The organism is Polynucleobacter sp. MWH-UH25E (assembly GCF_018687095.1).
Lineage (GTDB): Bacteria > Pseudomonadota > Gammaproteobacteria > Burkholderiales > Burkholderiaceae > Polynucleobacter.
Genome location: NZ_CP061286.1, coordinates 421,914 through 446,827, shown reverse-complemented (window position 1 = coordinate 446,827; position 24,914 = coordinate 421,914). Strand labels below are relative to the sequence as shown.

The 24,914-nt window shown below is 45.8% G+C and carries 23 protein-coding genes and 1 pseudogene; 13 read left to right on the top strand and 11 right to left on the bottom strand.

Features of this window, described 5'->3' with window-relative positions:
* Positions 1-81: 81 nt before the first annotated feature.
* A complete protein-coding gene (locus ICV39_RS02380; protein ID WP_215390304.1) occupies positions 82-1,218 on the bottom strand; it encodes a mandelate racemase/muconate lactonizing enzyme family protein in 1,137 nt (378 codons plus the stop codon).
* Between the two features lie 209 nt (positions 1,219-1,427).
* On the opposite strand from ICV39_RS02380, the gene ICV39_RS02375 reads away from it, so the two are divergent.
* The gene (locus ICV39_RS02375; RefSeq protein WP_251372710.1) at positions 1,428-2,780 is read left to right on the top strand and encodes a M23 family metallopeptidase; all 1,353 of its coding nucleotides are present in this window, start codon (positions 1,428-1,430) and stop codon (positions 2,778-2,780) included.
* Positions 2,781-2,863: 83 nt separating this feature from the next.
* Here the strand turns inward: ICV39_RS02375 and ICV39_RS02370 are convergent, their stop codons facing one another.
* The gene (locus tag ICV39_RS02370) at positions 2,864-3,304 is read right to left on the bottom strand and encodes a universal stress protein (protein ID WP_215390302.1); all 441 of its coding nucleotides are present in this window, start codon (positions 3,302-3,304) and stop codon (positions 2,864-2,866) included.
* A gap of 86 nt (positions 3,305-3,390) precedes the next feature.
* Here ICV39_RS02370 and ICV39_RS02365 point away from each other — a divergent pair, with 86 nt between their 5' ends.
* Positions 3,391-3,792 (top strand): DUF2177 family protein, encoded by a 402-nt coding sequence (locus tag ICV39_RS02365; RefSeq protein WP_215390301.1) that lies wholly within the window; start codon positions 3,391-3,393, stop codon positions 3,790-3,792.
* A gap of 4 nt (positions 3,793-3,796) precedes the next feature.
* Positions 3,797-5,428 carry a SulP family inorganic anion transporter gene (locus tag ICV39_RS02360; RefSeq protein ID WP_215390300.1) on the top strand — a complete coding sequence of 544 codons (1,632 nt, stop codon included), beginning with the start codon at positions 3,797-3,799 and terminating at the stop codon, positions 5,426-5,428.
* 48 nt (positions 5,429-5,476) lie between these two features.
* On the opposite strand, the gene moaE is transcribed toward ICV39_RS02360, so the two are convergent.
* From moaE to ICV39_RS02330, 6 genes are read right to left on the bottom strand one after another with little or no spacing between them, the layout of a single operon-like run.
* Positions 5,477-5,938: a molybdopterin synthase catalytic subunit MoaE gene (moaE, locus tag ICV39_RS02355; protein WP_215390299.1), complete on the bottom strand. Its 462-nt coding sequence runs from the start codon at positions 5,936-5,938 to the stop codon at positions 5,477-5,479.
* Between the two features lies 1 nt (position 5,939).
* Positions 5,940-6,197, bottom strand: a complete 258-nt coding sequence (gene moaD / locus ICV39_RS02350) for a molybdopterin converting factor subunit 1 (protein ID WP_215390298.1) — start codon at positions 6,195-6,197, stop codon at positions 5,940-5,942.
* Positions 6,198-6,215: 18 nt separating this feature from the next.
* Positions 6,216-7,451, bottom strand: a complete 1,236-nt coding sequence (glp, locus tag ICV39_RS02345) for a gephyrin-like molybdotransferase Glp (protein ID WP_215390837.1) — start codon at positions 7,449-7,451, stop codon at positions 6,216-6,218.
* Positions 7,452-7,499: 48 nt separating this feature from the next.
* The gene (gene thrC, locus ICV39_RS02340; RefSeq protein WP_215390297.1) at positions 7,500-8,942 is read right to left on the bottom strand and encodes a threonine synthase; all 1,443 of its coding nucleotides are present in this window, start codon (positions 8,940-8,942) and stop codon (positions 7,500-7,502) included.
* A gap of 18 nt (positions 8,943-8,960) precedes the next feature.
* Positions 8,961-10,271, bottom strand: coding sequence for a homoserine dehydrogenase (locus tag ICV39_RS02335; protein ID WP_215390296.1), 1,311 nt, complete (start codon positions 10,269-10,271; stop codon positions 8,961-8,963).
* Positions 10,268-11,524, bottom strand: a complete 1,257-nt coding sequence (locus ICV39_RS02330; RefSeq protein WP_215390295.1) for a pyridoxal phosphate-dependent aminotransferase — start codon at positions 11,522-11,524, stop codon at positions 10,268-10,270. Before ICV39_RS02330 ends, ICV39_RS02335 begins: the two co-directional genes overlap by 4 nt.
* 79 nt (positions 11,525-11,603) lie before the next feature.
* Here ICV39_RS02330 and ICV39_RS02325 point away from each other — a divergent pair, with 79 nt between their 5' ends.
* The 10 genes and pseudogenes from ICV39_RS02325 to ICV39_RS02280 all read left to right on the top strand — a co-directional run.
* Complete coding sequence (locus tag ICV39_RS02325) at positions 11,604-11,981, top strand: Mth938-like domain-containing protein (protein WP_215390294.1); 378 nt, start codon at positions 11,604-11,606, stop codon at positions 11,979-11,981.
* On the top strand, positions 11,981-13,672 hold the full coding sequence (locus tag ICV39_RS02320; RefSeq protein WP_215390293.1) for a glycosyltransferase family 39 protein: 1,692 nt from the start codon (positions 11,981-11,983) through the stop codon (positions 13,670-13,672). Before ICV39_RS02325 ends, ICV39_RS02320 begins: the two co-directional genes overlap by 1 nt.
* A gap of 11 nt (positions 13,673-13,683) precedes the next feature.
* On the top strand, positions 13,684-14,847 hold the full coding sequence (locus ICV39_RS02315) for a DegT/DnrJ/EryC1/StrS aminotransferase family protein (RefSeq protein ID WP_215390292.1): 1,164 nt from the start codon (positions 13,684-13,686) through the stop codon (positions 14,845-14,847).
* Between the two features lie 41 nt (positions 14,848-14,888).
* Positions 14,889-15,851, top strand: coding sequence for a glycosyltransferase (locus ICV39_RS02310; RefSeq protein ID WP_215390291.1), 963 nt, complete (start codon positions 14,889-14,891; stop codon positions 15,849-15,851).
* Complete coding sequence (locus ICV39_RS02305) at positions 15,852-16,721, top strand: formyltransferase (RefSeq protein WP_215390290.1); 870 nt, start codon at positions 15,852-15,854, stop codon at positions 16,719-16,721.
* Between the two features lie 25 nt (positions 16,722-16,746).
* Positions 16,747-17,793 carry a bifunctional UDP-4-keto-pentose/UDP-xylose synthase gene (locus tag ICV39_RS02300; RefSeq protein ID WP_215390289.1) on the top strand — a complete coding sequence of 349 codons (1,047 nt, stop codon included), beginning with the start codon at positions 16,747-16,749 and terminating at the stop codon, positions 17,791-17,793.
* 29 nt (positions 17,794-17,822) lie between these two features.
* Entirely contained in the window at positions 17,823-18,734 is a 912-nt protein-coding gene (locus ICV39_RS02295; protein ID WP_215390288.1) for a polysaccharide deacetylase family protein, read from the top strand.
* Between the two features lie 56 nt (positions 18,735-18,790).
* Entirely contained in the window at positions 18,791-19,258 is a 468-nt protein-coding gene (locus tag ICV39_RS02290; protein WP_215390287.1) for a peroxiredoxin, read from the top strand.
* Between the two features lie 234 nt (positions 19,259-19,492).
* Entirely contained in the window at positions 19,493-21,139 is a 1,647-nt protein-coding gene (locus ICV39_RS02285) for a PhoH family protein (protein ID WP_215390286.1), read from the top strand.
* Positions 21,140-21,245: 106 nt separating this feature from the next.
* Positions 21,246-21,644: pseudogene (locus tag ICV39_RS02280) on the top strand (C40 family peptidase); the annotation flags it as partial.
* Positions 21,645-21,659: 15 nt separating this feature from the next.
* Here the strand turns inward: ICV39_RS02280 and dnaB are convergent.
* From dnaB to rpsR, 3 genes are all read right to left on the bottom strand, one after another.
* On the bottom strand, positions 21,660-24,110 hold the full coding sequence (gene dnaB / locus ICV39_RS02275; protein WP_371816567.1) for a replicative DNA helicase: 2,451 nt from the start codon (positions 24,108-24,110) through the stop codon (positions 21,660-21,662).
* Positions 24,111-24,171: 61 nt separating this feature from the next.
* Entirely contained in the window at positions 24,172-24,624 is a 453-nt protein-coding gene (rplI, locus tag ICV39_RS02270) for a 50S ribosomal protein L9 (protein ID WP_173955185.1), read from the bottom strand.
* A gap of 13 nt (positions 24,625-24,637) precedes the next feature.
* Positions 24,638-24,910: a 30S ribosomal protein S18 gene (gene rpsR / locus ICV39_RS02265; RefSeq protein WP_076022861.1), complete on the bottom strand. Its 273-nt coding sequence runs from the start codon at positions 24,908-24,910 to the stop codon at positions 24,638-24,640.
* Between the last annotated feature and the right edge of the window lie 4 nt (positions 24,911-24,914).

The window sequence follows — 24,914 nt, the reverse complement described above, 5'->3', positions numbered from 1 at the left end:
ATTCATCAATAAAACAAAAGCCCGCGACTAAGTTATCGCGGGCTTTTTAGTTAGGAGGCTTAGGCTTTAAAGAATTGCGAACTACTTCGAAATCTTTTTCCAAGCATCTTTACCGGCGTACCTCTTGATAGCCGCTTCATCAAACTCAAAACCCAAACCAGGCGTTTTGTGCAGGATCAAATCGCCATTCTTAAAAGTCAGCTGTTTGTTGATTAAGCGACGGAAATTTAAAACTTGATCATCCAAGAAAAACTCTACGAACCTTGCATTTGGAGTCGCCGCCACTAATGGGGCATGCAAATCATGCATCCAATGTGGGCACACGGTAATACCCTTTGCATCCGCATAAGCAGAGATACGGCGCCACTCAGTAATGCCACCACATACGGCTGCATCGGATTGCAAAATGGCGGCGCCACCCGCATCAATTAGCTCTCTAAAGCGCCAACGGCCCGCTTCCATTTCGCCAGTAGCAACGTTGATAGTAGTTTGACGAGCTAAAGCAGCATGTAGATCAATTGCATCTGGCGAGAAAGGCTCCTCAATCCAATAAGGGTTGTAAGCCTCAAAGCGTCTGACATACTCCAGCGCTGTTGGTAGATCGCGCCAAGCATTATTCGCATCGAGAGTAAGCAAAATATCTTCGCCAATTGCTTTACGAGCAGCCTTTACACGAGCCTCTTCCTCGACCGGAGAAAGCCTTCCTACCTTCATCTTTACCGCTTTGAAGCCCTGCTTTACATAGGACTCCATTTCTTTTCCAAGTTTTGCGGGAGTTTTACCGTCTAAGTAATAACCGCCACTGGCATACGCAGGCACACGATCATCCACCACGGATCCTAAATAATGGTGAAGAGGCAAACCAGCAGCGCGGGCATTTAAATCCCACAAGGCAGTATCCAAAATAGAGATACCGCGCATTACCGCGCCAGCACGCCCCTGCAAAATGGATTCGTTATACATATCCATCCACAAGCCTTCACTACGATGGCTATTTTGACCAATTAATTTGGGAGCTAAGAGCTGCTCAACCGCGATCTTGGCAATATCCCCACCTGCGCTACCGACATAACAAAAACCAATGCCCTCATTTCCATCTTTGCCACGAATCTTGACGAGACAATAGTGACGCTCAGATACGGTCCGAGTTGAAAATGAGGTGACTTTATCCAGCGGCACCGCTACTGATGCAACCTGGACTGATTCGATGATCGGCATCTAAACTCCTTTTTGAAAAAAACATTGTAGCCAGTATTGGAATAGTCAGTTTGCAGCTAAGCATGTGAATTTATTGCGCCACAACATAATTTTTATGGCCTTTGGCGACAATATTAGATAATGTTGGGGTGAACAAAAATGCTTTAACTCCAACTCGGCTTGTGAAGAGATTTCAGCGCCCCCTAGCCTGTTTAGCAATAAGCCTATCGATGGGCTTCAGCACCTTGGCGCAATCTCAAACAAACCAGCCTCGTAAAAAGGTGACGGTCCAGAGCACTAAGCAAATTGGTTTTAAAGATAAATCTGCTGGGGCTAATACCAAAGGTTCGAGCATGAGCTTAAACCCTGAGCTCTTTCAACGGAAAAATCCGAATGAACTCATTCTTGATAATGATGCCAACTTAGACTATCGGGTAGTTCAAGGCTGCCTGCGCCGCAACTTCAACGAAGATAATCTTCCCGCTTCGATTGGGATCGACAACCGTCAATTCTCAGAGTTTTTCAAAAGCCAAACAAAAGCATTCTTCGATCGTATGCGCGGAGATTGTATTCCTTACGCTGCTGCTTTTACCACTCGCAATCGCTTTGACTCCCTAAGCATCATGAATGGCCCTATTCAGGATAGCAAAACAGAAGTTTGGACTTTCACACCATCCGCATTTGGTGGGTTTTTACTTCAACAAGATTTATTAAAGAATGAATCTAAAAACCTCTCTGAGATTCGGGTGCCCCTCAAAGAAGTTTTATATGATCAGCGCAAGTTGGGCGATAAATTGCCAGTTGAATTGGTGTGGGAGCTCAACTCCATCATCAAGCAGATTTACCCTGAAGATAATAATTCCCTTGAAAACACAAACAGCATCGTTCGCTTAATTGTTGATTTTGGCGATCGCGAAAGATGGGCGCAGATTTGGGCCGTCGAAATCACCGACCCAAGCAATAATGAAATCTTTTCTAGCGCATTTTGGGTCAGCCGCAATGATATTCCGGGTGCATTCTTTACTGGCAACGGCGAAGCGTTAGAGCGCTCATTCTGGACCAACCCGCTAAGTTACCGACGCATCTCACGAGGGGTAGGCATGGTTCGGGCAGGTAGCATAAAGCGATCTAAAGCTAATACTACTGTAACCAAGCCAGCCCAACCAACCCAAGCAAAACAACGCTATCGTGCCCACATGGGTATCGACTATGCCGCCCCTATTGGAACGCCAATTTTTAGCGTTGCTGATGGCAAGGTAGTACACCTTGGTTTTAGCGGAGCTTTTGGCAATCTGATTGTTTTAGAGCATCCTGGCGGTTATCACACTTACTATGCTCACCTAAGCAACTACAACAATGAACTGGAATTAGGAAATGAAGTGAGAAGAGGTTTTGAAATCGGTTATGTTGGTTCAACTGGTAGATCAACAGGGCCCCACCTCCACTTTGAACTCAGGAAAGATGGTATCTACGTTGACCCCTATGCCTCAAAAACTCAACTGGATTTATGGTCTATGCGTGACAATGAAAGTGGTCAGCTAACAAGAGAAATTTTGTTACTAGGAAGTCCGATAAAACGCTAACTATCAGAAGCATGAGAATGTGGAATAAATAAAGGGGTTCAAATGAACCCCTTTATTTTTGCGCTTTAGGGAAGAGTGCCTGGTTAACCCAATACCAATACTGGTAACTTCGAGTGCACGATCACTTCATGTGTTTCACTTCCTAGTAAGATGCCTTTGATGCCAGTTCGCTTATGAGAGGCCATCACAATCACATCAGCCTTCGCCTTCTTCGCCCCATCCAAAATACCTTCAGATAGATTAGTGTTTGCAATATGCAAAGTCTTTGCTTTAATGCTAGCCCCTAAAGCGGTTGCCGCCTTTTTAAAGACATCTTTTGCATAAGCCTCACAAGCGGTTTTATGCTCTTTAGCAGAAATTCCATAACCCATAGTGCTATCGGAATAGACCAAAGGCGGCAGGGGATCGGATACATAAACTAAAGTCACGGCTGCGCCATCTGCCTTAGCAAGTTCAGCCACCTTTTTGAGTGACTTTTTACTGATATCTGAACCGTCTACCGGTACCAATAAATGCTTAAACATACCAATCTCCTTTAAATTAACTACCAATCTACTCTTTCCATCATAATGCTTATTATTCGCCTATAAAAGATCAAAAGGTAAATTAATTGCTCAAATATTTTGGGGTCTACCTATCGTTTCTAGCCTGCCTATTGACGGTCGATTTAGTCTGGTTGTTAGGGATTGCAAAAAACCTCTATCGCGATGAAATGGGTGATTTGATGGCTAGCGAACCAAAACTCTTCGCAGCCTTAGCTTTCTATTTGATATATGCCCTTGGGGTGTGTGTTTTTGTAATTATTCCAGCCATGTCAAAACAGTCCTGCGGTGATGCTCTGATATACGGGGCTTTATTCGGCCTATTCTGCTACATGACCTACGACCTGACAAATCTTGCCGTCATTCGAAACTTTCCAACTAAGCTGGCATTCATTGATATTGCCTGGGGATCTTTTGTGACCGCCCTCTGTTCTGGCATTGCCTATTGGGTAGGCAATCGATTCCACTAAACCCATGATCATTTTTCACCCAAAAATTCTGGGCTCCCTTAAAGGCTATAACCGCAGTCTTTTTACTAAAGATGTATTAGCCGGAATTACGGTTGGCATTGTTGCCCTACCCTTAGCAATGGCATTTGCAATTGCTAGTGGCCTCAAACCAGAAGCCGGCATCTTTACCGCGATTGTTGCTGGCGGACTCATCTCTCTTCTTGGCGGTAGCCGTGTACAGATCGGTGGACCAGCTGGCGCATTTATTGTGATTGTGTATGGCATCGTAGAGCGCTACGGCATTCCAAACCTAATGCTTGCCACTGCAATGTCTGGGGTACTACTATTTCTTATGGGAGTTTTTAGGTTAGGCACTTTGGTGCGCTTCATTCCCATCGCGGTCATCATTGGCTTTACCAACGGAATCGCTTGTTTGATTGGGCTTTCTCAAATCAAAGATTTTTTTGGTCTCACCATTGAGAAAATGCCTGCGCAATTTTTTCCCATGGTGCAGGCACTTTATGCCGCCGCTGATACAGTCAACATCGTAGCTCTAGGTCTTGCTAGCACAAGTCTGATCATTATTGTGATCTGGAAACTCATTCAGAAAAAATTAGGGTGGCTTGGTCATCTTCCTGGCACGGTTGTAGCAATGGCAATTGCTACTGTGGTCACAGGCTTATTCAACCTGCCGGTAGATACGATTGGCAGTCGCTTTGGCGGCATTCCATCAAGCTTGCCGCATTTTGAGTGGATCCCAATTAGCTGGGGTACTGCGCAGTATATGGTCACACCCGCCCTAACTCTTGCCTTGCTAGGTGCAATTGAATCTTTGCTCTGCGCACGCGTTGCTGATGGCTTGATTCATGATCGCCATGACTCGAACCAAGAGCTGATGGCACAAGGCGTAGCGAATTTAGTCAGCCCATTTTTTGGCGGGATGCCAGCAACCGGCACGATTGCCAGGACAGTCACCAATATTGAAAGTGGCGGAACAACACCAATCGCTGGAATTGTGCATGCTTGCACGCTATTAATCGTAGTGCTGTTTGCTGCCCCATTAGCAAAAGATATTCCCTTGGCAAGTCTGGCAGCTATTCTGATGTACGTTGCATGGAATATGGGTGAGTGGCGTAAGTTTGTTGATCTCAAACAGTTTCGCTTACCTTATCGTCTCACGATTCTGAGCGTATTCTTGCTCACAGTCATCCTCGACCTTACTGTCGCAGTTCAAGTGGGGTTGCTCTTTGCTTTTATTACCTTCATCTACCGCATATCCAGCTTGTCACGGTGCGAACTAGCTGATATTCAGCACTATCCAGCACTAGAAAACCATCAAGGCCGAATTGATGCCTACCGTATTTATGGCGCAATCTTTTTTGGCGCAGTAAAACTCCTTGAGAAAATTGAGCAAAAGCTGCCATCACAAATATTGCTTCTAGATTTAAAGAACGTAATTTACATCGATACCTCTGGAATGGAAGCCATTACCGAACTAGCGCATTTATGCAAAATTCGGAATATCAAACTCATCATCTGCGGCCTTGACCATCAACCGCATGAAATGGCACAACGCAGCGGCTATCTACAGACCCTAGAATCAGATTGCTTGTATCCAGATCTGGTTTCCGGAATTTCCGCCGTAACGCATTCCTAATTACCAAGATCCTTCAATCAAGATAACCCTAGAGGTGGTGAAGGCTGACTATTTTTTCCAGCGGGCCATGGCAACGTCATCGGTGACGCGCGCATCTACCCAACGGCCGCCTTCAGGGGTTTCTTCTTTCTTCCAAAATGGGGCCGCAGTCTTTAGAAAATCCATGATGAACTCACAAGCGGAAAATGCTTCACCTCTGTGCGCACTCGTGACGGCAACCAAAACAATTTGATCCTCCGGCAACAATGGTCCCACACGATGAATTACTAGAGCTTGATAGATATCCCAGCGAGATTTAGCCTGAGTAACAATTTCCTCAAGGGCTTTTTCAGTCATGCCAGGGTAATGCTCTAGGGTCATTTCCTTGACTTGACTGCCATCATTTAAATCGCGCACAGTACCTAGAAAAGTAACAACTGCTCCGACTCTAGGATCACCCTTTCGAAGCGCTGCAATTTCTGCACTTACATCAAAATCGTTTTCTTGAACACGGATTAAAGGTTTAGTCACACTAGCCTCCGGTTACTGGCGGAAAAAATGCTACCTCAGCACCGTCTATCAAAGTAGCATTAGCATCGACCATGGTTTGATTAAGAGCGCAGCGCAATGACTTTCCTTCTGCAAGGGCTTCAGCCCAGACTCCACCACGCGCAATTAGATGCGCACGAAGTTGAGAGACTGTTTTTACTTCTTCCGGCAACTCAATAGTCTCTTGCGATGTACCCAAGACTTCTCGCAAAGAAGCAAAAAAACGTAATTCGAGTTTCATGAGTTAATCGTAAACCGATTATTTGAGAAGTGCATCAAAAGGAATGTACTTCACCAGATCACCTTTATGAATTGCCTGCCCTGGAGGGCAGTCTACCAGTCCATCACCCCAAGATGCGCTGGTGAGAACCCCAGAACTTTGATTTGGGAATAAATCAAGTCCGCCTCGCTCATTCATTTTGACGCGCAAGAATTCATTACGACGATCTGCTTTTAACCAATCAAAATCAGCGCGCACAAAGTAGGAATTTGTTGAAGTCGAATCGCGGCCTTGTAATTTCAAAATAAAGGGTCTTACAAACAATAAGAATGTAACGAAACTGGATACTGGATTACCGGGCAAGCCAATAAACCACGCTTCACCCTCAGCTCCATCATTCACTTGCTCTGATTTTCGAACGGCACCAAATGCCAAAGGTTTGCCAGGTTTAATTGCGATCTGCCAAAGATCCAATCTGCCCTCGGCAGTCACCGCAGGCTTAATGTGATCTTCCTCGCCAACCGAGACCCCACCAGAAGTAATAATGAGGTCATGATCTTTGCTTGCGCGACGCAAAGCCTCTCGAGTTGCATCTAAACGATCGGGAACAATACCCAAATCACTAGCATCACAGCCTAAAGCACGAAGGCAAGCCAATAAGGTATCGCGATTGGAGTTATAAATACCGCCAGGTTTTAAAGGCTCGCCTGGAAGGGCTAATTCATCGCCAGTAAAGAACGCAGCAACTCTCACACGCCGCTTTACATTCAAATGGGTTAGACCTGCTGAAGCAGCAACCCCTAATTCTTGTGGTCGCAAGAAAATACCTGCAGTCAGCGCCGTCTTACCAGCACTCAAATCCTCACCTCGACGACGTATCCATTGACCAACCGTGGGCACAGTATTTACCTGTACCTGATCAATAGATCCCTCGGGAATAGCGCAATCTTCTTGCATCACCACCGCATCCGCACCTGGAGGAATAGGTGCACCAGTAAATATACGTGCCGCCGTGCCTGGTTCTAACTGCGTACCAACCGACCCCGCTGGAATTCGCTGTGCCACTCGCAACACCTGTCCAGAAGAAGCGGTATCAGCAGTACGAACCGCATATCCATCCATCGAAGTGTTATCTAAAGGCGGAACGTCTACTAGAGACTGAACATTCTCAGCAAGCACGCGACCTAAAGCAGCCTGTACCGAAACATTTTCATTTTCATGAACAGGCTTTGCATGTGAGAGCAAGTGGTCTAAGGCCTGCTGCGCAGTCAACATGGGTGGCTTAGTCATAACAATACTGATTACTGGCTTATCTCTGAATGTTTAATTGAGATGCGTAGCAATAAAATCTTTCACTTGATTTACATCGGCGTCGATATTGACTACGCGTTGCGGCTTGGACTTGATATCTTGGAATGCAGGAGGGCATTCAGCTGGACGACCCAAAGCCTCCTGAATAGTTTCTTCAAACTTAATTGGCAAGGCTGTTTCCAAAACAATCATAGGTACACCAGCTTGCAAATGTTCGCGCGCTACTTTTACACCATCGGCAGTATGCGTGTCGATCATGATGCCGTATTTCTTCTCAATATCGCGGATCGTATCTAGACGATTAGCATGGATGCTGCGGCCTGACTGAAAACCATATTGACCCAAGTTTTTAAAGACGGCGTCTTTTGATATATCAAAGCCACCCGCCTCATCTACCTGCTTGAACATGTTTGCAGTTGCCTTTCCATCTCGACCCATAAAGTCGAAAACAAAACGCTCAAAGTTGCTGGCTTTAGAGATATCCATCGAAGGGCTTGATGTATGCAATGTTTCTGCGGACTTGCGAGCACGATAAACGCCAGTGCGGAAGAACTCGTCTAATACGTCGTTTTCATTTGTTGCTACAACCAGATGCTCAATTGGCAAGCCCATCATGCGAGCGATATGACCCGCGCAAACATTGCCAAAGTTGCCTGATGGAACCGTAAACGATACTTTTTCAGAGCTGGATTTAGTTGCTAACAAGTAACCTTGAAAGTAGTAGACCACTTGAGCTACTACGCGTCCCCAGTTAATCGAGTTCACTGTACCAATTTGATTCTTCGCTTTAAACGCGTGATCGTTACTTACCGCCTTAACAATATCCTGACAGTCATCAAAGACGCCGGCAACCGCTAAGTTAAAAATATTTGGGTCTTGCAGGGAATACATTTGCGCAGACTGGAAGGCGCTCATCTTTCCCCGCGGTGAAAGCATAAATACCTTAACGCCTTCTTTGCCACGCATAGCGTATTCTGCGGCACTGCCAGTGTCACCTGAAGTGGCACCCAAAATATTGAGCTGTTGACCAGCACGTTTAAGGGCATATTCAAACAGGTTGCCCAATAACTGCATAGCCATATCTTTAAATGCTAATGTTGGGCCATTAGAAAGGCTTAATAAGCCGATGCGAGTACCGTGCTCTTCGCCCAACCAATGTAATGGTGTGATGTCTTTCGCATTATCTTGTGGACGACCATTGCAATAGACTTGCTCTGTATAAGTCTTACGTAATAAAGCACGTAAGTCAGTTTCAGGAATGTCATCGCAATACAAGCTCAGAATTTCATAAGCGAGGTCAGCGTATGACAAACCACGCCAAGAATCTAATTGGGCGGGTGTAATTTGCGGATACTGAGTTGGAAGGTACAAACCGCCATCTGGCGCCAATCCACCCAGCAGAATTTCTAAAAAAGATTGTTGTGGACTATTGCCACGAGTGGATTGGTAACGCATATGTTTGCCGAATCTTACTTAAGACAGATTTTCTAAACGGATCTTGACTACTTCCCCTGCAACTGTTTTGAGATCTTGAATCTCCTTAATTGCCGCAAGCATATTTTTTTCTTTAGTCTCGTGAGTCAATGCAACCAAATCCGTTTGACTCTCGCCCTCATCCGCCTCTTTCTGTAAGAGTGCATCAATAGATACACCATGTGATGCCAAGATTTTGGTGATGTCCGCAAGCACGCCAGCTTGATCAGCTACACGCATACGCAAGTAGTAACTGGTTGTGATTTCGCCAATCGGCAAAACAGGGGTGTTTTGTACAGCATCTGGTTGGAAAGCCAAATATGGCACACGATGCTCTGCATCTGCGCTGAGTAAACGAGTGATGTCTACTAAGTCGGCAATCACTGCGGAGGCGGTTGGTTCTGATCCAGCGCCTTTGCCGTAATACAAAGTAGTGCCCACTGCATCGCCAAATACTTGAACCGCATTCATTGCACCCTCTACGTTTGCGATCAAACGTTTTGTAGGAATTAATGTTGGATGCACGCGCAATTCAACACCACCAGGTGTCTTTTTAGCAATACCGAGCAGCTTGATGCGATAGCCCAACTGCTCTGCATAACGAATATCAATTGCAGCTAACTTAGTGATACCTTCAATGTGCGCTTTTTCAAACTGCATCGGAATACCGAATGCGATCGCGCTCATGATGGTTGCTTTATGAGCTGCGTCTACGCCTTCAATATCGAAAGTAGGATCAGCCTCTGCATAACCTAAACGTTGCGCTTCTTTCAATACGGTTTCAAAGTCGAGGCCTTTATCACGCATTTCAGAAAGAATGAAATTCGTAGTGCCATTGATGATGCCGGCAATCCACTCGATGCGATTTGCAGTTAAACCCTCACGCAAAGCCTTGATGATCGGAATCCCACCAGCGACAGCAGCCTCGAAAGCCACCATTACGCCTTTTGCATGCGCAGCTTTAAAAATCTCATTGCCATGAACAGCGATCAAGGCCTTATTTGCAGTAACCACATGCTTACCAGCAGCGATTGCCTCTAGTACCAGATCTTTAGCAATGCCATAGCCACCAATTAACTCAACAACGATATCAATCTCAGGATTATTGATCACTGCACGAGCGTCATTTACTACCTGCGCGCGATCCTTAACAATCTCTTTGGCGCGGTCTACATTTAGATCGGCAACAGTATTAATACGAATGCCACGACCTGCACGGCGAGTAATTTCATCTTGGTTGCGTTCAAGAACAGTGAACACGCCACCACCAACGGTGCCAATACCTAATAGACCTACTTGAATCGGTTTCATGATGCCTTTGCTGCGGTTGTAGAAGCCTTACGGCCATGCTTGTTGCGATAACGCTCGAGGAAACGCGCAAGACGTCCAATAGCCTCTTTCAATACATCCTCATGAGGCAAGAACACTACGCGGAAATGATCAGGCTTACCCCAGTTGAAACCAGAGCCCTGCACTAACAATACTTTTTCTTCTTTCAAGAGATCGGCAACAAACTGCTGATCATCCTCAATTGAGTAAACCTCAGGATCCAACTTTGGAAATAAATACAAAGCGGATTTTGGTTTTACGCATGACACGCCAGGAATATCAGTGATAAGTTTCCATGCAAGATCACGCTGCTTGGCTAAGCGCCCACCTTCACCAACCAAATCATTAATACTTTGATATCCACCCAAAGCAGTTTGAATGGCGTATTGACCTGGAACGTTTGCGCAGAGACGCATGGAAGCCAACATATTGAGGCCTTCAATGTAGTCACGCACCATCTCTTTATCCCCTGAAACCACCATCCAGCCAGCGCGGTAGCCACATGAACGGTAGTTCTTGGATAGACCATTAAAAGTGATAATGACAACATCGGTGGACAAAGAGGCTAAAGAAATATGTTTCTCACCGTCATACAACATCTTGTCGTAGATCTCATCAGCAAACAAAATCAAACCATGTTCACGGGCAATCTGTGTGAGCTCAAGCAATACTTCTTTTGAATAAATTGCACCCGTTGGATTGTTCGGATTGATCACCACAATCGCTTTTGTCTTAGGTGTAATTTTTTTACGAAGATCATTTAGATCTGGCGCCCAATCTTTTGACTCATCACAAAGATAATGGACAGGGGTGCCACTAGATAAACTTACTGCAGCAGTCCACAAAGGATAGTCTGGCGTTGGCACCAACACTTCATCGCCATCATTTAAGAGCGCATTCATCGAAAGCACGATGAGCTCAGAAACACCATTACCGGTGTAGACATCATCAAGCGCTACGCCTTGAATGCCTTTTTCTTGGCAATACTGCATGATGGCTTTACGGGCAGCAAAAATACCCTTGGAATCAGAGTAAGCAGAGGCATTACTCAAATTACGAATCATGTCCAACTGAATCTCTTCAGGAGGATCAAAACCAAAAACACCCACGTTTCCGATGTTTAATTTGATGATTTTGTGACCCTCTTCCTCCATGCGCTGAGCAAGCTCAAGCACAGGCCCACGAATGTCATAACAGACGTTATCGAGTTTTTGGGACTTTAGGATGGGTTTCACAATAAATTAAAGGGTAAGTTCTTGAAATCTTGGAAAAAACAGCTAGCTATAATCCTCATAATTATGACAGAGAGTGCACTTGAAGCTTCAATCTGACCCCCATTCTGGAGCCAATACGATCACTGGCTATGGCGATGGCTACGTGGAGATCAACCAAACTCCATACAAGCACAGCGTCCTTTTGAGCTCGGATGGCGCCACCCTGGAATGGCCAGCAAAGTCCTTTAGCGACCTAGATGCTGACCATTTCAGCCAAATGGTGGATCTCAAGCCAGAATTGATTCTGATTGGAACCGGCAGTCGCCAGCAATTTCCCAAGCCTGAGCTTCTAAAAGGGCTGATTTCAGCCAAAATTGGCTTTGAAATCATGGACTCACAAGCCGCCTGCCGTACCTACAACATCCTCGTTGGGGAAGGCCGAAAAGTTCTTTTGGCCTTGATTGTGGAACCCAACTAATGCAATTTGGCCAAATTCGGCAGTCATCCGCCCTCCACCCCGGCAAAATTCTGCTGCTAATACTGATCTATGCGGCACTCTGGTTTGGAACCCTAAACTATCGCCACCTCATTCCTTCGGATGAAGGACGTTACGCAGAAATGGCCCGAGAAATGCTTGTCACTGGTGATTGGGTTACTCCTCGCTACAACGGCTACAAGTATTTCGAAAAGCCGCCGCTGCAAATATGGGCGACTGCCACCACATTTCATCTATTTGGCATTGGTGATTGGCAAGCCAGATTCTGGACTGCACTCACAGGCTTTTTAACTATTCTGGCAATTGGATTTACTGGCGCAAAAATTTATAACGCTAGAGCTGGATGGTTGGCGGCTGTTGTTTTAGCCTCGAGTCCAATGTGGGTCACTAGCGGACACTTCAATTCTTTAGATATGGGCTTGTCCGCATTTTTGGTTGCCGCACTATGTAGCCTCTTAATTGCGCAAACTTCGCAAACTCAATCGAGTTGTCGCAATTGGATGTGGGCATGCTGGATCTTTATGGCACTAGCAACTCTTTCAAAAGGCCTAATTGGTGCAGCAATACCGGCAATGGTTTTTGTTATCTATTCGATTAGCGCATGGGATTGGAAGATCTGGACGCGCTTACGCTTATTCAGTGGACTTATTTTATTTTTAGTGATCACTGCCCCGTGGTTTATTTTGGTAGCCCAACGCAATCCAGAGTTCTTGGAATTTTTCTTTATTCATGAGCACCTACAACGCTTCACACAAGATGCTCATAGCAGGACTGGGCCCATCTATTACTTTGTGCCACTGTTGCTGATTGGTCTTCTGCCTTGGATTGCGCAACTCCCTGGCTCTATTGCGCAGGCATGGCAAGAGCGTTCAAGAACTTTCTCTTGTGGGTGGTTACTCAGTTGCTGGTTTATTGTGATCTTTGTTTTTTTCAGCATCTCCCATTCAAAACTGCCTGGATACATCATCCCTATTTTTCCGGCTCTTGCATTGTTAATTGGAAATCGCCTCGATCGCTTACTTGGGCACACTAACTCCATGTCTTTTTCATGGAAGTTACAGACAATTGGTTTTGCATTATTGGCTGCTATCGGATTTTTCTTCTTATCTGAAATTGGCAAGCAAGCTAGGTCCGATGAAATTGAAGCCTATGCACAATATGTTTATTGGATTATTGCCGCACTAATTGCTTTGCTTATATTTAATCTTTATGCAAGCTTTCAATCCAAACGAAACGGCATCAGCAGCATCGTGAGTTTTGCATGGGGCTTTTTCTTATGCGCCATCATCGCAGGCACAGGTCATGAAACTTTAGGTCGCGCAGTATCTGGAATTGATCTTGTGAATCAAGTGAAATCCACCATTCCGGAGAAAGTGAACTTCTACTCTGTACGTTTACTAGACCATACAGTGCCGTTCTATTTAGGCAGAACCATGATCATGGTGCAATCGCCTGATGAGCTCGAGTTTGGAGTCAATCAAGAGCCTGATCTTTGGGTGCCAACCATGGAAACCTTCATGGCTCGCTGGAAAGAAGATCAGAGCGCCTACGCGATCATGGTGCCCGAGGTATTTATTGAGCTTCAAGGATTAAATCTGCCAATGCAAGAAGTAGGACGTGATTCTCGCAGAGTGATTGTGAAGCACCCCGATAGCTCTAGCTCAACACAGTAAGATAGAACATCATGTCAAACGCCAGCCCAGAATTTATTCCTTTTACGCGCCCAAGCTTCAATCAAGAGACGATTGATGCGGTTGCCGAAGTATTGCGCTCTGGCTGGGTAACTTCAGGACCCAAGCTTGCTGAATTTGAAGCTACCCTCAGCGAATACTTTGGTGGGCGTCCTGTGCGTTGCTTTGCCAATGGCACTGCAACAATGAAAATCGCACTGCAAGTTGCTGACATTGGCGATGGCGATGAAGTAATCACCACTCCTATTTCTTGGGTTGCTACTTCCAATGTCATTTTGAGCGTTGGTGCAAAACCCGTTTTTGTAGATATCGATCCCGTAACACGCAATATTGACCTTGATAAGGTAGCCGGCGCCATTACAAGCAAAACCAAAGCCATCATGCCGGTCTATCTTGCAGGTCTACCAGTAGATATGGATAAGCTCTACTCTCTAGCTAAGCAACATCATTTACGCGTTATCGAAGATGCTGCGCAAGCCTTTGGATCTCAATGGCAAGGAAAGAAGATTGGTAGCTTTGGCGACTTAGTGAGCTTTAGCTTTCAGGCCAATAAAAATCTCACCACCATTGAAGGCGGCTGCCTTGTTTTAAACAATAGTGATGAAGCAAAGCTTGCCGAGAAATTTCGTCTACAAGGACTCACTCGCCAAGGCATGGATGGCATGGACGTAGATGTCTTGGGTGGCAAAGATAATCTGACTGACGTCAATGCAGTGATTGGTTTGCAACAGCTCAAACAATTACCCTCTTATCAAACTAGACGTGCTGCATTAGCTCGTCAGTATTTCGATAGCATTCGCGCAGAAATTAAATCTACCGGTCTTGGCCTCCAACTAGAGCTACCAGTTGAAAACTTTACCGAAAGCAATTGGCATATGTTTCAAGTGGTACTTCCACTTGATCGGCTAAATTGTGATCGCGCACAAGTGATGACTGAGTTAAAAGAACTCGGTATCGGCACTGGAGTTCACTACCCCGCCATTACCGGTTTCACTCTTTACAAAAATCTGGGCTACCAAAGCAGTGCTACGCCGGTTGCAGAACGCATCGGTAAATCTATTCTGACATTGCCGCTATTTCCAGGCTTGAAAGATCAAGATATTGCTCGTATTGCGAGCAGTCTTGTTGGAATCCTTCAGAAACACTACAAAAAATAGCTTTATTGGGTGAAATCCCCAGAATCAGGCAAAATTGCGGCATGACTGCAAATTTAGTTGCCAACCCAAAGCTGAGCGTTGTCATTCCCGTATACAACGAGGAAGATGGCCTCCAGGCATTATTTGATCGACTCTATCCTGCATTAGATACGGTTTCTGCCAAGCGCAATATTCCTTACGAGATTGTGTTTGTAAACGATGGCAGCAAAGATCGCTCCGCCGGCATATTGGCCAAACAAGTTGAGTTGCGACCTGATGTCACACGAGCAGTTTTATTCCATAGCAATTTTGGTCAACATATGGCTATCATGGCTGGCTTTGAATATGCCAAAGGTGAATACATCATCACCTTAGATGCAGACCTACAAAACCCCCCTGAAGAAATTGATGCTCTCGCTGAGAAGTTGATTGCTGGACATGATTATGTTGGCACCATTCGCGCAGATCGTCGTGATAGTTTCTTTCGTAAATTTGCTTCACGCGCCATGAACCGTTTGCGTGAAAACATTACCCGTATCACCATGACCGATCAAGGATGCATGTTGCGTGGTTACAGCCGTCGCATTATTGATCTTGTGCGTCAATGCGATGAAAACAATACGTTTATTCCTGCGCTTGCTTATACCTTTGCGGCGAACCCTGTTGAAATCACCGTCAAACATGAAGAGCGTTTTGCAGGTGAATCTAAATACAGCTTGTATCAACTCATTCGTTTGAACTTTGACTTAGTGACTGGGTTCTCGATCATGCCTTTGCAGATCTTCTCGATCCTCGGCATGCTGCTCTCCCTTGCTGCCGGCAGCCTATTTGCCTACCTTCTAGTTCGCCGCTTTGTATTAGGCGCTGAGGTAGAGGGTGTCTTTACCCTCTTTGCGCTCACCTTCTTCTTAATTGGCGTCATGCTTTTTGGCCTTGGCTTACTGGGCGAATATATCGGCCGCATCTACCAGCAAATCCGTAATCGCCCTCGTTATGTTGTGCAAACGGTTTTAGAGAAAAAATAATTGCGCGCAGTTGTCTTTGCATACCACGATGTTGGTGTTAATTGCCTAAAAGAGCTAATTAAAGCTGGCATTCAAATTGATCTTGTTGTCACACATCAAGACGATCCCCATGAAAATGTTTGGTTTGGAAGCGTAGCCAAGCTCTGCCAAGAAAAAAATATTACTTACATCACGCCAAGCGCAAGTGAGCTAGTGAATCTCGTTCCACAGATCCAAGCGCTTTCCCCTGATTACATTTTTTCCTTCTACTATCGCCACATGATTCCTGCGCAGATTTTGGCATGCGCCAAAATTGCCGCACTCAATATGCACGGATCATTGCTACCAAAATATCGCGGACGCGCTCCAGTCAATTGGGCGATTCTGCATGGAGAAATTGAAACAGGCGCCACTTTGCACATCATGGAAGAAAAACCTGATGCAGGAGATATTGTTGGTCAGTCAGCAGTGAGCATCGGCCCCAATGAAACGGCTACCGATGTCTTTGCCAAAGTCAGTAAAGCAGCGGTTGAGGTGATTCATGAGGCGCTCCCCGCTCTTTTACAGGGAAATGTCCCTCGTAAGCCTAATGACTTACAAAAAGGGAGTTATTTTGGCGGTAGAAAACCTGCTGACGGGCAAATTCATTGGAATCAGACTGCCAAACAGGTCCATGATCTTGTCAGGGCGGTTGCACCCCCTTATCCAGGCGCTTTTACTGACCACAAGGGTAAAACCATGATTGTTGCCCGCACTAGCCTTCAGGGCCCCTTCCCAGATAACCTCAATCTAGGGGATTTAGGCATCCAAGTGGTTGATAATCGGGTATTCGGCATTTGTGGTGACCAACAAGCCATAGAGATCTTGGAATGGTTCCCAGCCAGCAAATAAATTAGATGAAAACGAGGCAGTAAACATGAAAAAAGTACTCATTCTTGGTGTTAATGGCTTTATCGGCCACCACCTTTCAAAGCGCATTCTCGAGACAACCGACTGGGATGTCTATGGCATGGACATGCAGAATGATCGCTTAGGGGATTTAATCAATCATCCTCGTATGCACTTTTTTGAAGGCGATATCACCATCAATAAAGAATGGGTTGAGTACCACATTCGTAAATGCGATGTCATCTTGCCCTTAGTGGCGATTGCAACCCCAGCCACTTATGTACAACAACCACTCAAAGTATTTGAACTCGACTTTGAAGCAAACCTACCCATCGTTCGCTCTGCCGTGAAATACAAAAAGCATTTGGTATTTCCATCAACCTCAGAGGTTTATGGCATGTGCGAAGACAGTGAGTTTGATCCATCATCCTCAAGCATGGTTTATGGTCCTATCAACAAACCACGTTGGATCTACGCTTGCTCTAAGCAATTAATGGATCGCGTGATTTGGGGTTACGGTATGGAAGGATTGCGCTTCACCCTATTCCGCCCTTTCAACTGGATTGGGCCTGGTCTAGATAGCATCTACACACCAAAAGAAGGTTCATCCCGTGTAGTAACTCAGTTCCTAGGGCACATTGTTCGCGGTGAACCAATCAACCTAGTAGATGGTGGCGCTCAGAAACGGGCATTTACCTACGTTGATGATGGCATCGACGCTTTAATGCGCATCATCAACAATAAAAATGGTGTTGCTAACGGCAAGATCTACAACATTGGCAATCCGAAAAATAATCATTCCGTGCGCGAACTCGCTAATCAAATGCTCGAGATCGCACGCGGCATTCCTGAGTACGCTAAAACAGCAAACGATGTGAAGATTGTTGAAACCACCTCTGGCGCCTACTATGGTGAAGGCTATCAAGATGTTCAGAACCGCGTACCTGCAATTGACAATACGATGAGCGAACTTGGTTGGAAACCAACTACCACGATGGCTGATGCGCTTAAGAACATTTTTGAAGCCTATCGCCAAGACGTGGAAAAAGCGCGCTCATTAGTCGATAAAGAATAAGCAAATCAACGCAATAAACATCGGGATTCATGGCTAAGATTGCTCTCAAGGTTGATGTCGATACCTTACGCGGCACGAAAGAAGGTGTTCCCAATTTAGCTCGAACCCTAGAGCGTTTTGGTCTAAAAGCCACCTTCTTATTTAGCCTTGGTCCAGACCATACCGGCTGGGCACTCAAGCGCGTCTTTCGTCCGGGCTTCCTAAAGAAAGTAAGCCGCACCTCGGTTGTGGAACACTACGGAATCAAAACGCTTCTCTACGGAGTTTTGCTCCCTGGTCCGGATATTGGAAAAAAAGCTACCGCGCAAATGCGCGCAATTGATCAAGCTGGTCATGAAACTGGTATCCATACTTGGGATCATGTGGCATGGCAAGACGCCGTTCGCTATCAAGATGCAACATGGACTAAAGCGATGATGCAAAAAAGTTGGAATCGCTTTATTGAAATTTTTGGACATCCTCCAGTGACATATGGGGCAGCTGGCTGGCAAATGAATGATGCTGCTTTTGAGCAACTGGATCAATGGGGTATTCAATACTCATCCGACGGCCGTGCCGAACCTAATCTGATGCCGTATCGTTTAGCACTGTCATCTGGCACTGCGAAGCATGTGCAATACCCAACCACACTCCCTACATTCGATGAACTTATTGGCGTTGATGGTGCAGATGAGTTTGGTGCAGTAAACAAAATCTTGGAAATCACCAACAGCAACCCTAATGACCAAGTCTTTACTCTGCATGCCGAGCTTGAGGGGCAAAAGCTCTTACCCGCCTTTGAAAAACTGCTGATGGGGTGGCTAAACCAAGGTCACGATCTAGTAACAATGGGCGAACTCCACCAATCCTGGAAAGCCACCAACCAACTCGATAAAATAGCTGTATTTCCGTTGACTTGGGGTGAAATACCTAATCGAAGCGGTGAGCTGATTGTTCAATAGAACTAACAATCTGTTTAGAGACACACTACAAAGAATCACTATAAAAAGGAATCATCATGACAGTAGCTATCGGCAAACCCATTCCAGCATGCGCGATTCCTGCGACATCCGGCCTTACTTTTACCCCCGATTCCGCTAAAGGAAAAAAGCTGGTTCTCTATTTTTATCCAAAAGATATGACGCCTGGTTGCACTGCTGAATCTGGAGAATTTCGTGACAACATTGCAGCCTTCACTAAAGCCAATACTTTAATTGTTGGGGTATCCCGTGACAGCCTCAAATCCCACGATAACTTTCGTAGCAAGTTAGAGCTTCCTTTTGAGCTTGTTGCTGATACCGAAGAGAAGCTTTGCCAACTGTTTGGTGTCATCAAAATGAAAAATATGTATGGCAAACAAGTGCGCGGTATTGAGCGCAGCACCTTCCTTTTTGACTCCAGCGGCAAGCTAGTCAAAGAGTGGAGAGGCCTGAAAGTTCCAGGGCATGTAACCGAAGTCTTAGAGGCTGCCAAAGCCGCTAAATGATTTTTACAACAATTTGATCTGAGGTGCTTGCAAACCCCAAAATTTGGGGTAAAGTCATCTACATGCACCGTAAACGACGGGAAAGTCTGACAATCCGTTTGAATCAACAGCCTGAGCAAATCACAGCAGGTACGGGGAATCACCCCCTCCATTTTTCTGATGCGCTCATAACCAGTTTCGTCATAAACCGTCAACGCACTCCGCTTGGCGGTTTTTTCTTTTAGGAGAGTCTGCATGCCATTGCCACCCATCCCAACTCAAATTGCTGATCAAGTAAAACTGAGCCGCAAGGACACTCCTGATTTAAAGAAACGTCCCGCACAGGCAAAACCAGTTGCACTTGAAACGGCTGAGTGGGTCAATGATGCGGAAGAGGATTTGTCGGCAGCGGAAGTGGCGCTAGAAAAGATTAAAGCTGATCGTAGCCCCGTACGAGGTGAAGGCAAGGCTAGCGCCCCAGCAAAACCAAAACGCGTTATTCGTACAGGACCCCCTAGTTTGTTTGTGCTCGATACCAACGTATTAATGCATGATCCAAGCTCTCTGTTCCGCTTCTCCGAGCATGATCTCTACCTACCAATGACCACCTTGGAAGAGCTAGATAATCACAAGAAAGGGATGACTGAGGTAGCTCGCAATGCCCGTACCGTTAGCCGCTCCTTAGATCAGTTGATTGCCGGCACTAGTGGCACCTTAGATGATGGCATTCCCCTCAATAAATTAGGTAATCAAGATGTTTCTGGTCGCTTATATTTCCAGACCAAGCTATCTACCCAAGCACTACCCGAAGGACTTCCTGAAGGCAAGGGTGACAACCTCATTTTGGCTGTTGTTAGCGAGCTGCAAAAAACCCGCAAAGGACAAGAAGTGGTGTTGGTATCCAAAGATATCAACATGCGTATTAAAGCGCGTGCATTAGGATTGCCTGCCGAAGATTATTTCAACGATCAAGTATTAGAAGATCGTGACTTGATGTATTCAGGGGTATTGTCATTGCCCGCAGACTTTTGGCCAAAGCACGGCAAAGATATGGAGAGCTGGGCGGATTCCAAATCAGGAACGATGTTCTATCGCGTTACTGGCCCTACCGTGCCAAGCATGCTGGTAAATCAATTTGTTTACCAAGAAAATCCCGATGGTTCGACCCCGTTTTATGCCCACGTTAAAGAAATTAATGGCAAAACTGCCCTATTGCAGACATTGCGGGATTTCTCCCACCAGAAAAACAATGTCTGGAGCGTAACCGCCCGTAATCGCGAGCAAAACTTCGCCATGAATCTCCTCATGAACCCAGATATCGATTTTGTTACCTTATTGGGTCAGGCAGGAACAGGCAAAACCTTGCTAGCATTGGCTGCTGGACTTGAGCAAGTACTGGACAGCAAACGCTATAACGAAATCATTATTACCCGCGCAACCGTTCCTGTTGGCGAAGACATTGGTTTCCTGCCTGGCACCGAAGAAGAAAAAATGCAGCCTTGGATGGGCGCATTCGATGACAACTTAGAAGTACTACAACGCAATGATGATGCTGGCGAGTGGGGTCGCGCAGCGACTCAAGAACTCATCCGCTCGCGCATTAAAGTAAAGAGCATGAACTTCATGCGTGGCAGAACTTTTGTGAGTAAATTTGTCATCATTGACGAAGCGCAAAACTTAACTCCAAAACAAATGAAAACTTTAGTAACTCGTGCTGGTCCTGGAACCAAAATTGTTTGCTTGGGCAATATCGCGCAGATCGATACCCCATACCTAACTGAAGGTTCTTCCGGTCTCACTTATGTAGTGGATCGCTTCAAAGGCTGGCGTCATAGTGGTCATGTCACCTTGGCGCGTGGCGAGCGTTCACGCCTTGCGGATCATGCTGCCGACGCACTTTAAGCAAGCCCTCTCATGCCGCACTCTTCAGGGGTGCGGCATTTTTATTTGCACCCTGCTACTGATGGCAGGATGCAGCACGTTTAGCGGTAAATCAAACCAAGCTAAAGTGGCTCAATTTAAACAAGACACGAGTGTTGGTACCGAAGGCATCTCGATTGCGGCAATCGGATTAGTAGATGTGCCCTATCGTTATGGCGGCAATACTCCCAAAGGCGGCTTTGATTGCAGTGGCCTGATTGTGTATGTCTACAACAAAACTGCTGGAATCAAATTACCTCGCACCATTCAACAAATGAGCACACAAGGTATTGGTATTGAAAGTGGCCCTCCGGCCCCAGGTGATTTAGTGTTCTTTAATACTACTGGTGAAAAGTATTCGCACGCAGGAATTTATGTTGGTCAAGGACGGTTTGTGCATGCGCCAAGCGCAGGTGGAACCGTGCGCCTTGATTACATTACTTCGCCCTATTGGGCCGCTAAATTTACTGAGGCGCGACGGATTGCCTCAAAGTGAGTGGAATTAGAACGGCTCGTAGCCACCTGATGAGTAGCCAATAGAGCCCATTGCCAAATTATCAAACTTCGTAAACGGACCTTGCCAGCTCAAGCGCACTGTACCAATTGGGCCATTACGTTGTTTACCAATGATGATCTCTGCCACGCCTTTATCGGTAGTGGTATCGGGATGATAGACCTCATCACGATAAATAAACATGATTAAGTCAGCATCTTGCTCAATTGCCCCAGATTCACGTAAGTCAGACATGATTGGACGCTTATTAGGGCGCTGCTCCAAGCCACGATTTAACTGTGAGAGTGCGACAACAGGGCATTGCAATTCTTTTGCAAGCGACTTTAATGAACGCGAGATTTCAGAAATCTCCGTAGCGCGGTTCTCAGAACCCGAACCACTCATGAGCTGCAAGTAATCAATCACTACTAAGCCCAATGTGCCACCAAAGTTTCTGGCGATACGACGTGCACGCGCACGCAATTCCAAACTAGAGAGCGAACCAGTTTCATCAATCAAAATCTGAGTGTTGCTTAGGCGAGCAATGGCATCCGTGACACGTGGCCACTCATCATCTTGCAATTTCCCAGTACGCATACGACCTTGATCAACGCGCCCTACAGAACCTAGTAAACGTGCTGCTAATTGCTCGCCTGACATCTCCATAGAGAAGACAACGACGGGCAAACCTTCTGCCAAAGCAACATTCTCGGCGATATTCAGCGCGAAAGCTGTGTTATGCGTGACAACATAATCATTGGTAATGTATGTTCTTTGAGGATGGCTTACAGAAATGCATTGCGCTTGGGTCACTCTTGATGGCTCAATACTCTTGAATGTCAAACGACGTTGACGATCCCAGCTTGCTCTTAATCTTTCTTTCTTTTCAGGCAAGCTAAAAGCTTGGAAACCTGCTTCAAAGCTCATATTCAAAACATAGGTCAGACGACCCTGTTTCTTTTCGCCCTGGTATGTATAACTAGACTGCTTGGTTGCGATTGAGCAGAAACCACCTAAAGATCTCGCTAAGGTAGCAACATCTTCTGATAGTTGTTTACTTGCAGTACAAAAACGAATTGAGCCCCACTTTTCAATCCAGCCATCAGTGTCCATCAGGCCTTGGAATAAAGCGAGACGAGCATTCTTATTGGCCTCTAGATAGGTTGCGGGAATAAATTTATCAAAACTTCTGCATCCCAATACACCCACATCTTCAAGAGCAGCTCTGAAATAATTTTTAGAAACGTGCTGTCTAGTACCGTTTACAGCAATTCTCTCTTTGGAGACGATGCGCCAGTCATAAGCACCAGCATGCACCATCTCCATCTCATAGCCAGCAAGCATATTCATGCGCTCTACAAGCTCAGGAGATTTAGTAGAAAACGTTACTGAGCTATGAGATAAAGCCAAAGTTCCATCGCCCAATAATGCGCCAATTACCCATGGATGAATTGGCAATGCATTGGAGTGCCCAAAGTCTCCAGAGACTGGATCAATCCATAATCTATTTTTGTAGCGCACACACTGCAGCATTTCCATTAAACGCTTAGTGTTGATTACGCGTGGCTCAGACCAATCCCGATACATCACGCGCCATAAATGCTCATCACAACACTCGGCTTGGCGACCATCCGAAAGAGTAACCTTATAGATCTGCTTAATACCCTGAGGATATATACCAGTCACCATGGAGAACTGACCATCAACTGATGCTAAACGATCGCCAAAACGAAGATCGCCCATCAACTTCCAACCATCAATCGTTTTGATCTTCGCATCTAGGGGCTGAGCTTTACCCATTGAAGGTCTTCCAGCAACGATCACCAAGTCACCTTTTTGCAGGCCACTGGTTTGTTTATCTAAGTCAATAAAGCCTGTTGCAATTCCGGTAATGTCGCTACCACCTTGACGGTTATAAAGCTCATCAATTCGGGCAACTACGCTTTTTAAGAGCGGCTCAATCTCAAGGTAATCAGCCTTACGACTACCTTCTTCGCCAATTTGCAAAATACGAGACTCGGCTTCATCCAAAAGCGTTCTAACAGTGCGCCCTTCTGGAACAAACGCAGAGTTCACAATGCTGTCAGAGACTTCGATGAGGCGACGCAAAATACTGCGGTCACGAACAATATCGGCGTAGCCTTTAATGTTCGCAGCACTTGGTGTGTTCTGCGCTAAAGAATTTAAGTAATCAATACTAACTAAATCACCACCCTGCTCGGACTTAACAGCGTCATAAACCGTAATGACGTCAGCGGGATGATTGTCGCTAATGAGGCGCGCAATGACCTTGTAGATCAAAGCATGCTCAGGGCGATAGAAATCTTTGTCGTTTAATACTCCACCCAGGTTATCCCAAGAAGAGTTATCAATAAGTAGACCACCGAGCAGTGATTGCTCGGCCTCTACAGAATGCGGGGGTACTTTTAAGGCCTGCACAACTGAATCCCCAGAACCCATCATGCCAGGATTCAACGTAACGGTACGTGAGCGGGATTCAGCCATGAGGCTAGTGTATTACTTAAGCTTGCTCACCGATGACACGGATGGTGATATCAGCTACAACATCGGTATGTACTGCTACCGCTACTGGGTGATCACCAACCATTTTCAATGGGCCAGTTGGCAAGCGAATTGAAGACTTCTCAATTGTGAAGCCTTTAGCTTTCAAAGCATCAGCGATGTCATGGTTAGTTACTGAACCAAACAAACGGCCATCAACACCTGCTTTTTGAGCAACTTCCAAAACCAAGTCCTTGAGCTTCACACCAACAGCTTGTGCAGCAGCCAACTTCTCAGCAGCCAACTTTTCTAACTCAGCACGACGAGTTGCAAAATCAGCAATTGCTGCTTCAGTCGCACGACGAGCTTTACGTTGTGGGATTAAGAAATTACGAGCGTAACCGTCTTTAACGCGAACGACGTCACCGAGGTTGCCCAAGTTTGTTACTTTTTCTAAAAGAATGATTTGCATTGAGGGCTCCCAATTATTTCTTATGTTGATCAGAGAATGGCAACAAAGCCAAGAAACGGGCACGCTTAATAGCAGTGTCTAACTGACGCTGATACTTGGCTTTTGTACCTGTTAAACGAGCAGGAGTGATTTTGGCGTTTTCGCCAATGAAGTCCTTCAATGTGTCTACATCTTTGTAATCAATCTGTTCTACACCAGCAACAGTAAAACGGCAATAACGCTTACGCTTGAACAATGGGTTCTGAGCAGGTTTCTTTTTGAAATCGGGTTTCTTTCCAAACGCCATGATG

Coding starts and splice junctions, on each gene's coding strand:
- ICV39_RS02380 (WP_215390304.1), bottom strand. CDS start 1,218: ATGCCGATCATCGAATCAGTCCAGGTTGCATCAGTAGCGGTGCCGCTG.
- ICV39_RS02375 (WP_251372710.1), top strand. CDS start 1,428: ATGGGCTTCAGCACCTTGGCGCAATCTCAAACAAACCAGCCTCGTAAA.
- ICV39_RS02370 (WP_215390302.1), bottom strand. CDS start 3,304: ATGTTTAAGCATTTATTGGTACCGGTAGACGGTTCAGATATCAGTAAA.
- ICV39_RS02360 (WP_215390300.1), top strand. CDS start 3,797: ATGATCATTTTTCACCCAAAAATTCTGGGCTCCCTTAAAGGCTATAAC.
- moaD (WP_215390298.1), bottom strand. CDS start 6,197: ATGAAACTCGAATTACGTTTTTTTGCTTCTTTGCGAGAAGTCTTGGGT.
- glp (WP_215390837.1), bottom strand. CDS start 7,451: ATGTTGACTGCGCAGCAGGCCTTAGACCACTTGCTCTCACATGCAAAG.
- thrC (WP_215390297.1), bottom strand. CDS start 8,942: ATGCGTTACCAATCCACTCGTGGCAATAGTCCACAACAATCTTTTTTA.
- ICV39_RS02335 (WP_215390296.1), bottom strand. CDS start 10,271: ATGAAACCGATTCAAGTAGGTCTATTAGGTATTGGCACCGTTGGTGGT.
- ICV39_RS02320 (WP_215390293.1), top strand. CDS start 11,981: ATGCAATTTGGCCAAATTCGGCAGTCATCCGCCCTCCACCCCGGCAAA.
- ICV39_RS02315 (WP_215390292.1), top strand. CDS start 13,684: ATGTCAAACGCCAGCCCAGAATTTATTCCTTTTACGCGCCCAAGCTTC.
- ICV39_RS02310 (WP_215390291.1), top strand. CDS start 14,889: ATGACTGCAAATTTAGTTGCCAACCCAAAGCTGAGCGTTGTCATTCCC.
- ICV39_RS02300 (WP_215390289.1), top strand. CDS start 16,747: ATGAAAAAAGTACTCATTCTTGGTGTTAATGGCTTTATCGGCCACCAC.
- ICV39_RS02295 (WP_215390288.1), top strand. CDS start 17,823: ATGGCTAAGATTGCTCTCAAGGTTGATGTCGATACCTTACGCGGCACG.
- ICV39_RS02290 (WP_215390287.1), top strand. CDS start 18,791: ATGACAGTAGCTATCGGCAAACCCATTCCAGCATGCGCGATTCCTGCG.
- ICV39_RS02285 (WP_215390286.1), top strand. CDS start 19,493: ATGCCATTGCCACCCATCCCAACTCAAATTGCTGATCAAGTAAAACTG.
- dnaB (WP_371816567.1), bottom strand. CDS start 24,110: ATGGGTTCTGGGGATTCAGTTGTGCAGGCCTTAAAAGTACCCCCGCAT.
- rplI (WP_173955185.1), bottom strand. CDS start 24,624: ATGCAAATCATTCTTTTAGAAAAAGTAACAAACTTGGGCAACCTCGGT.
- rpsR (WP_076022861.1), bottom strand. CDS start 24,910: ATGGCGTTTGGAAAGAAACCCGATTTCAAAAAGAAACCTGCTCAGAAC.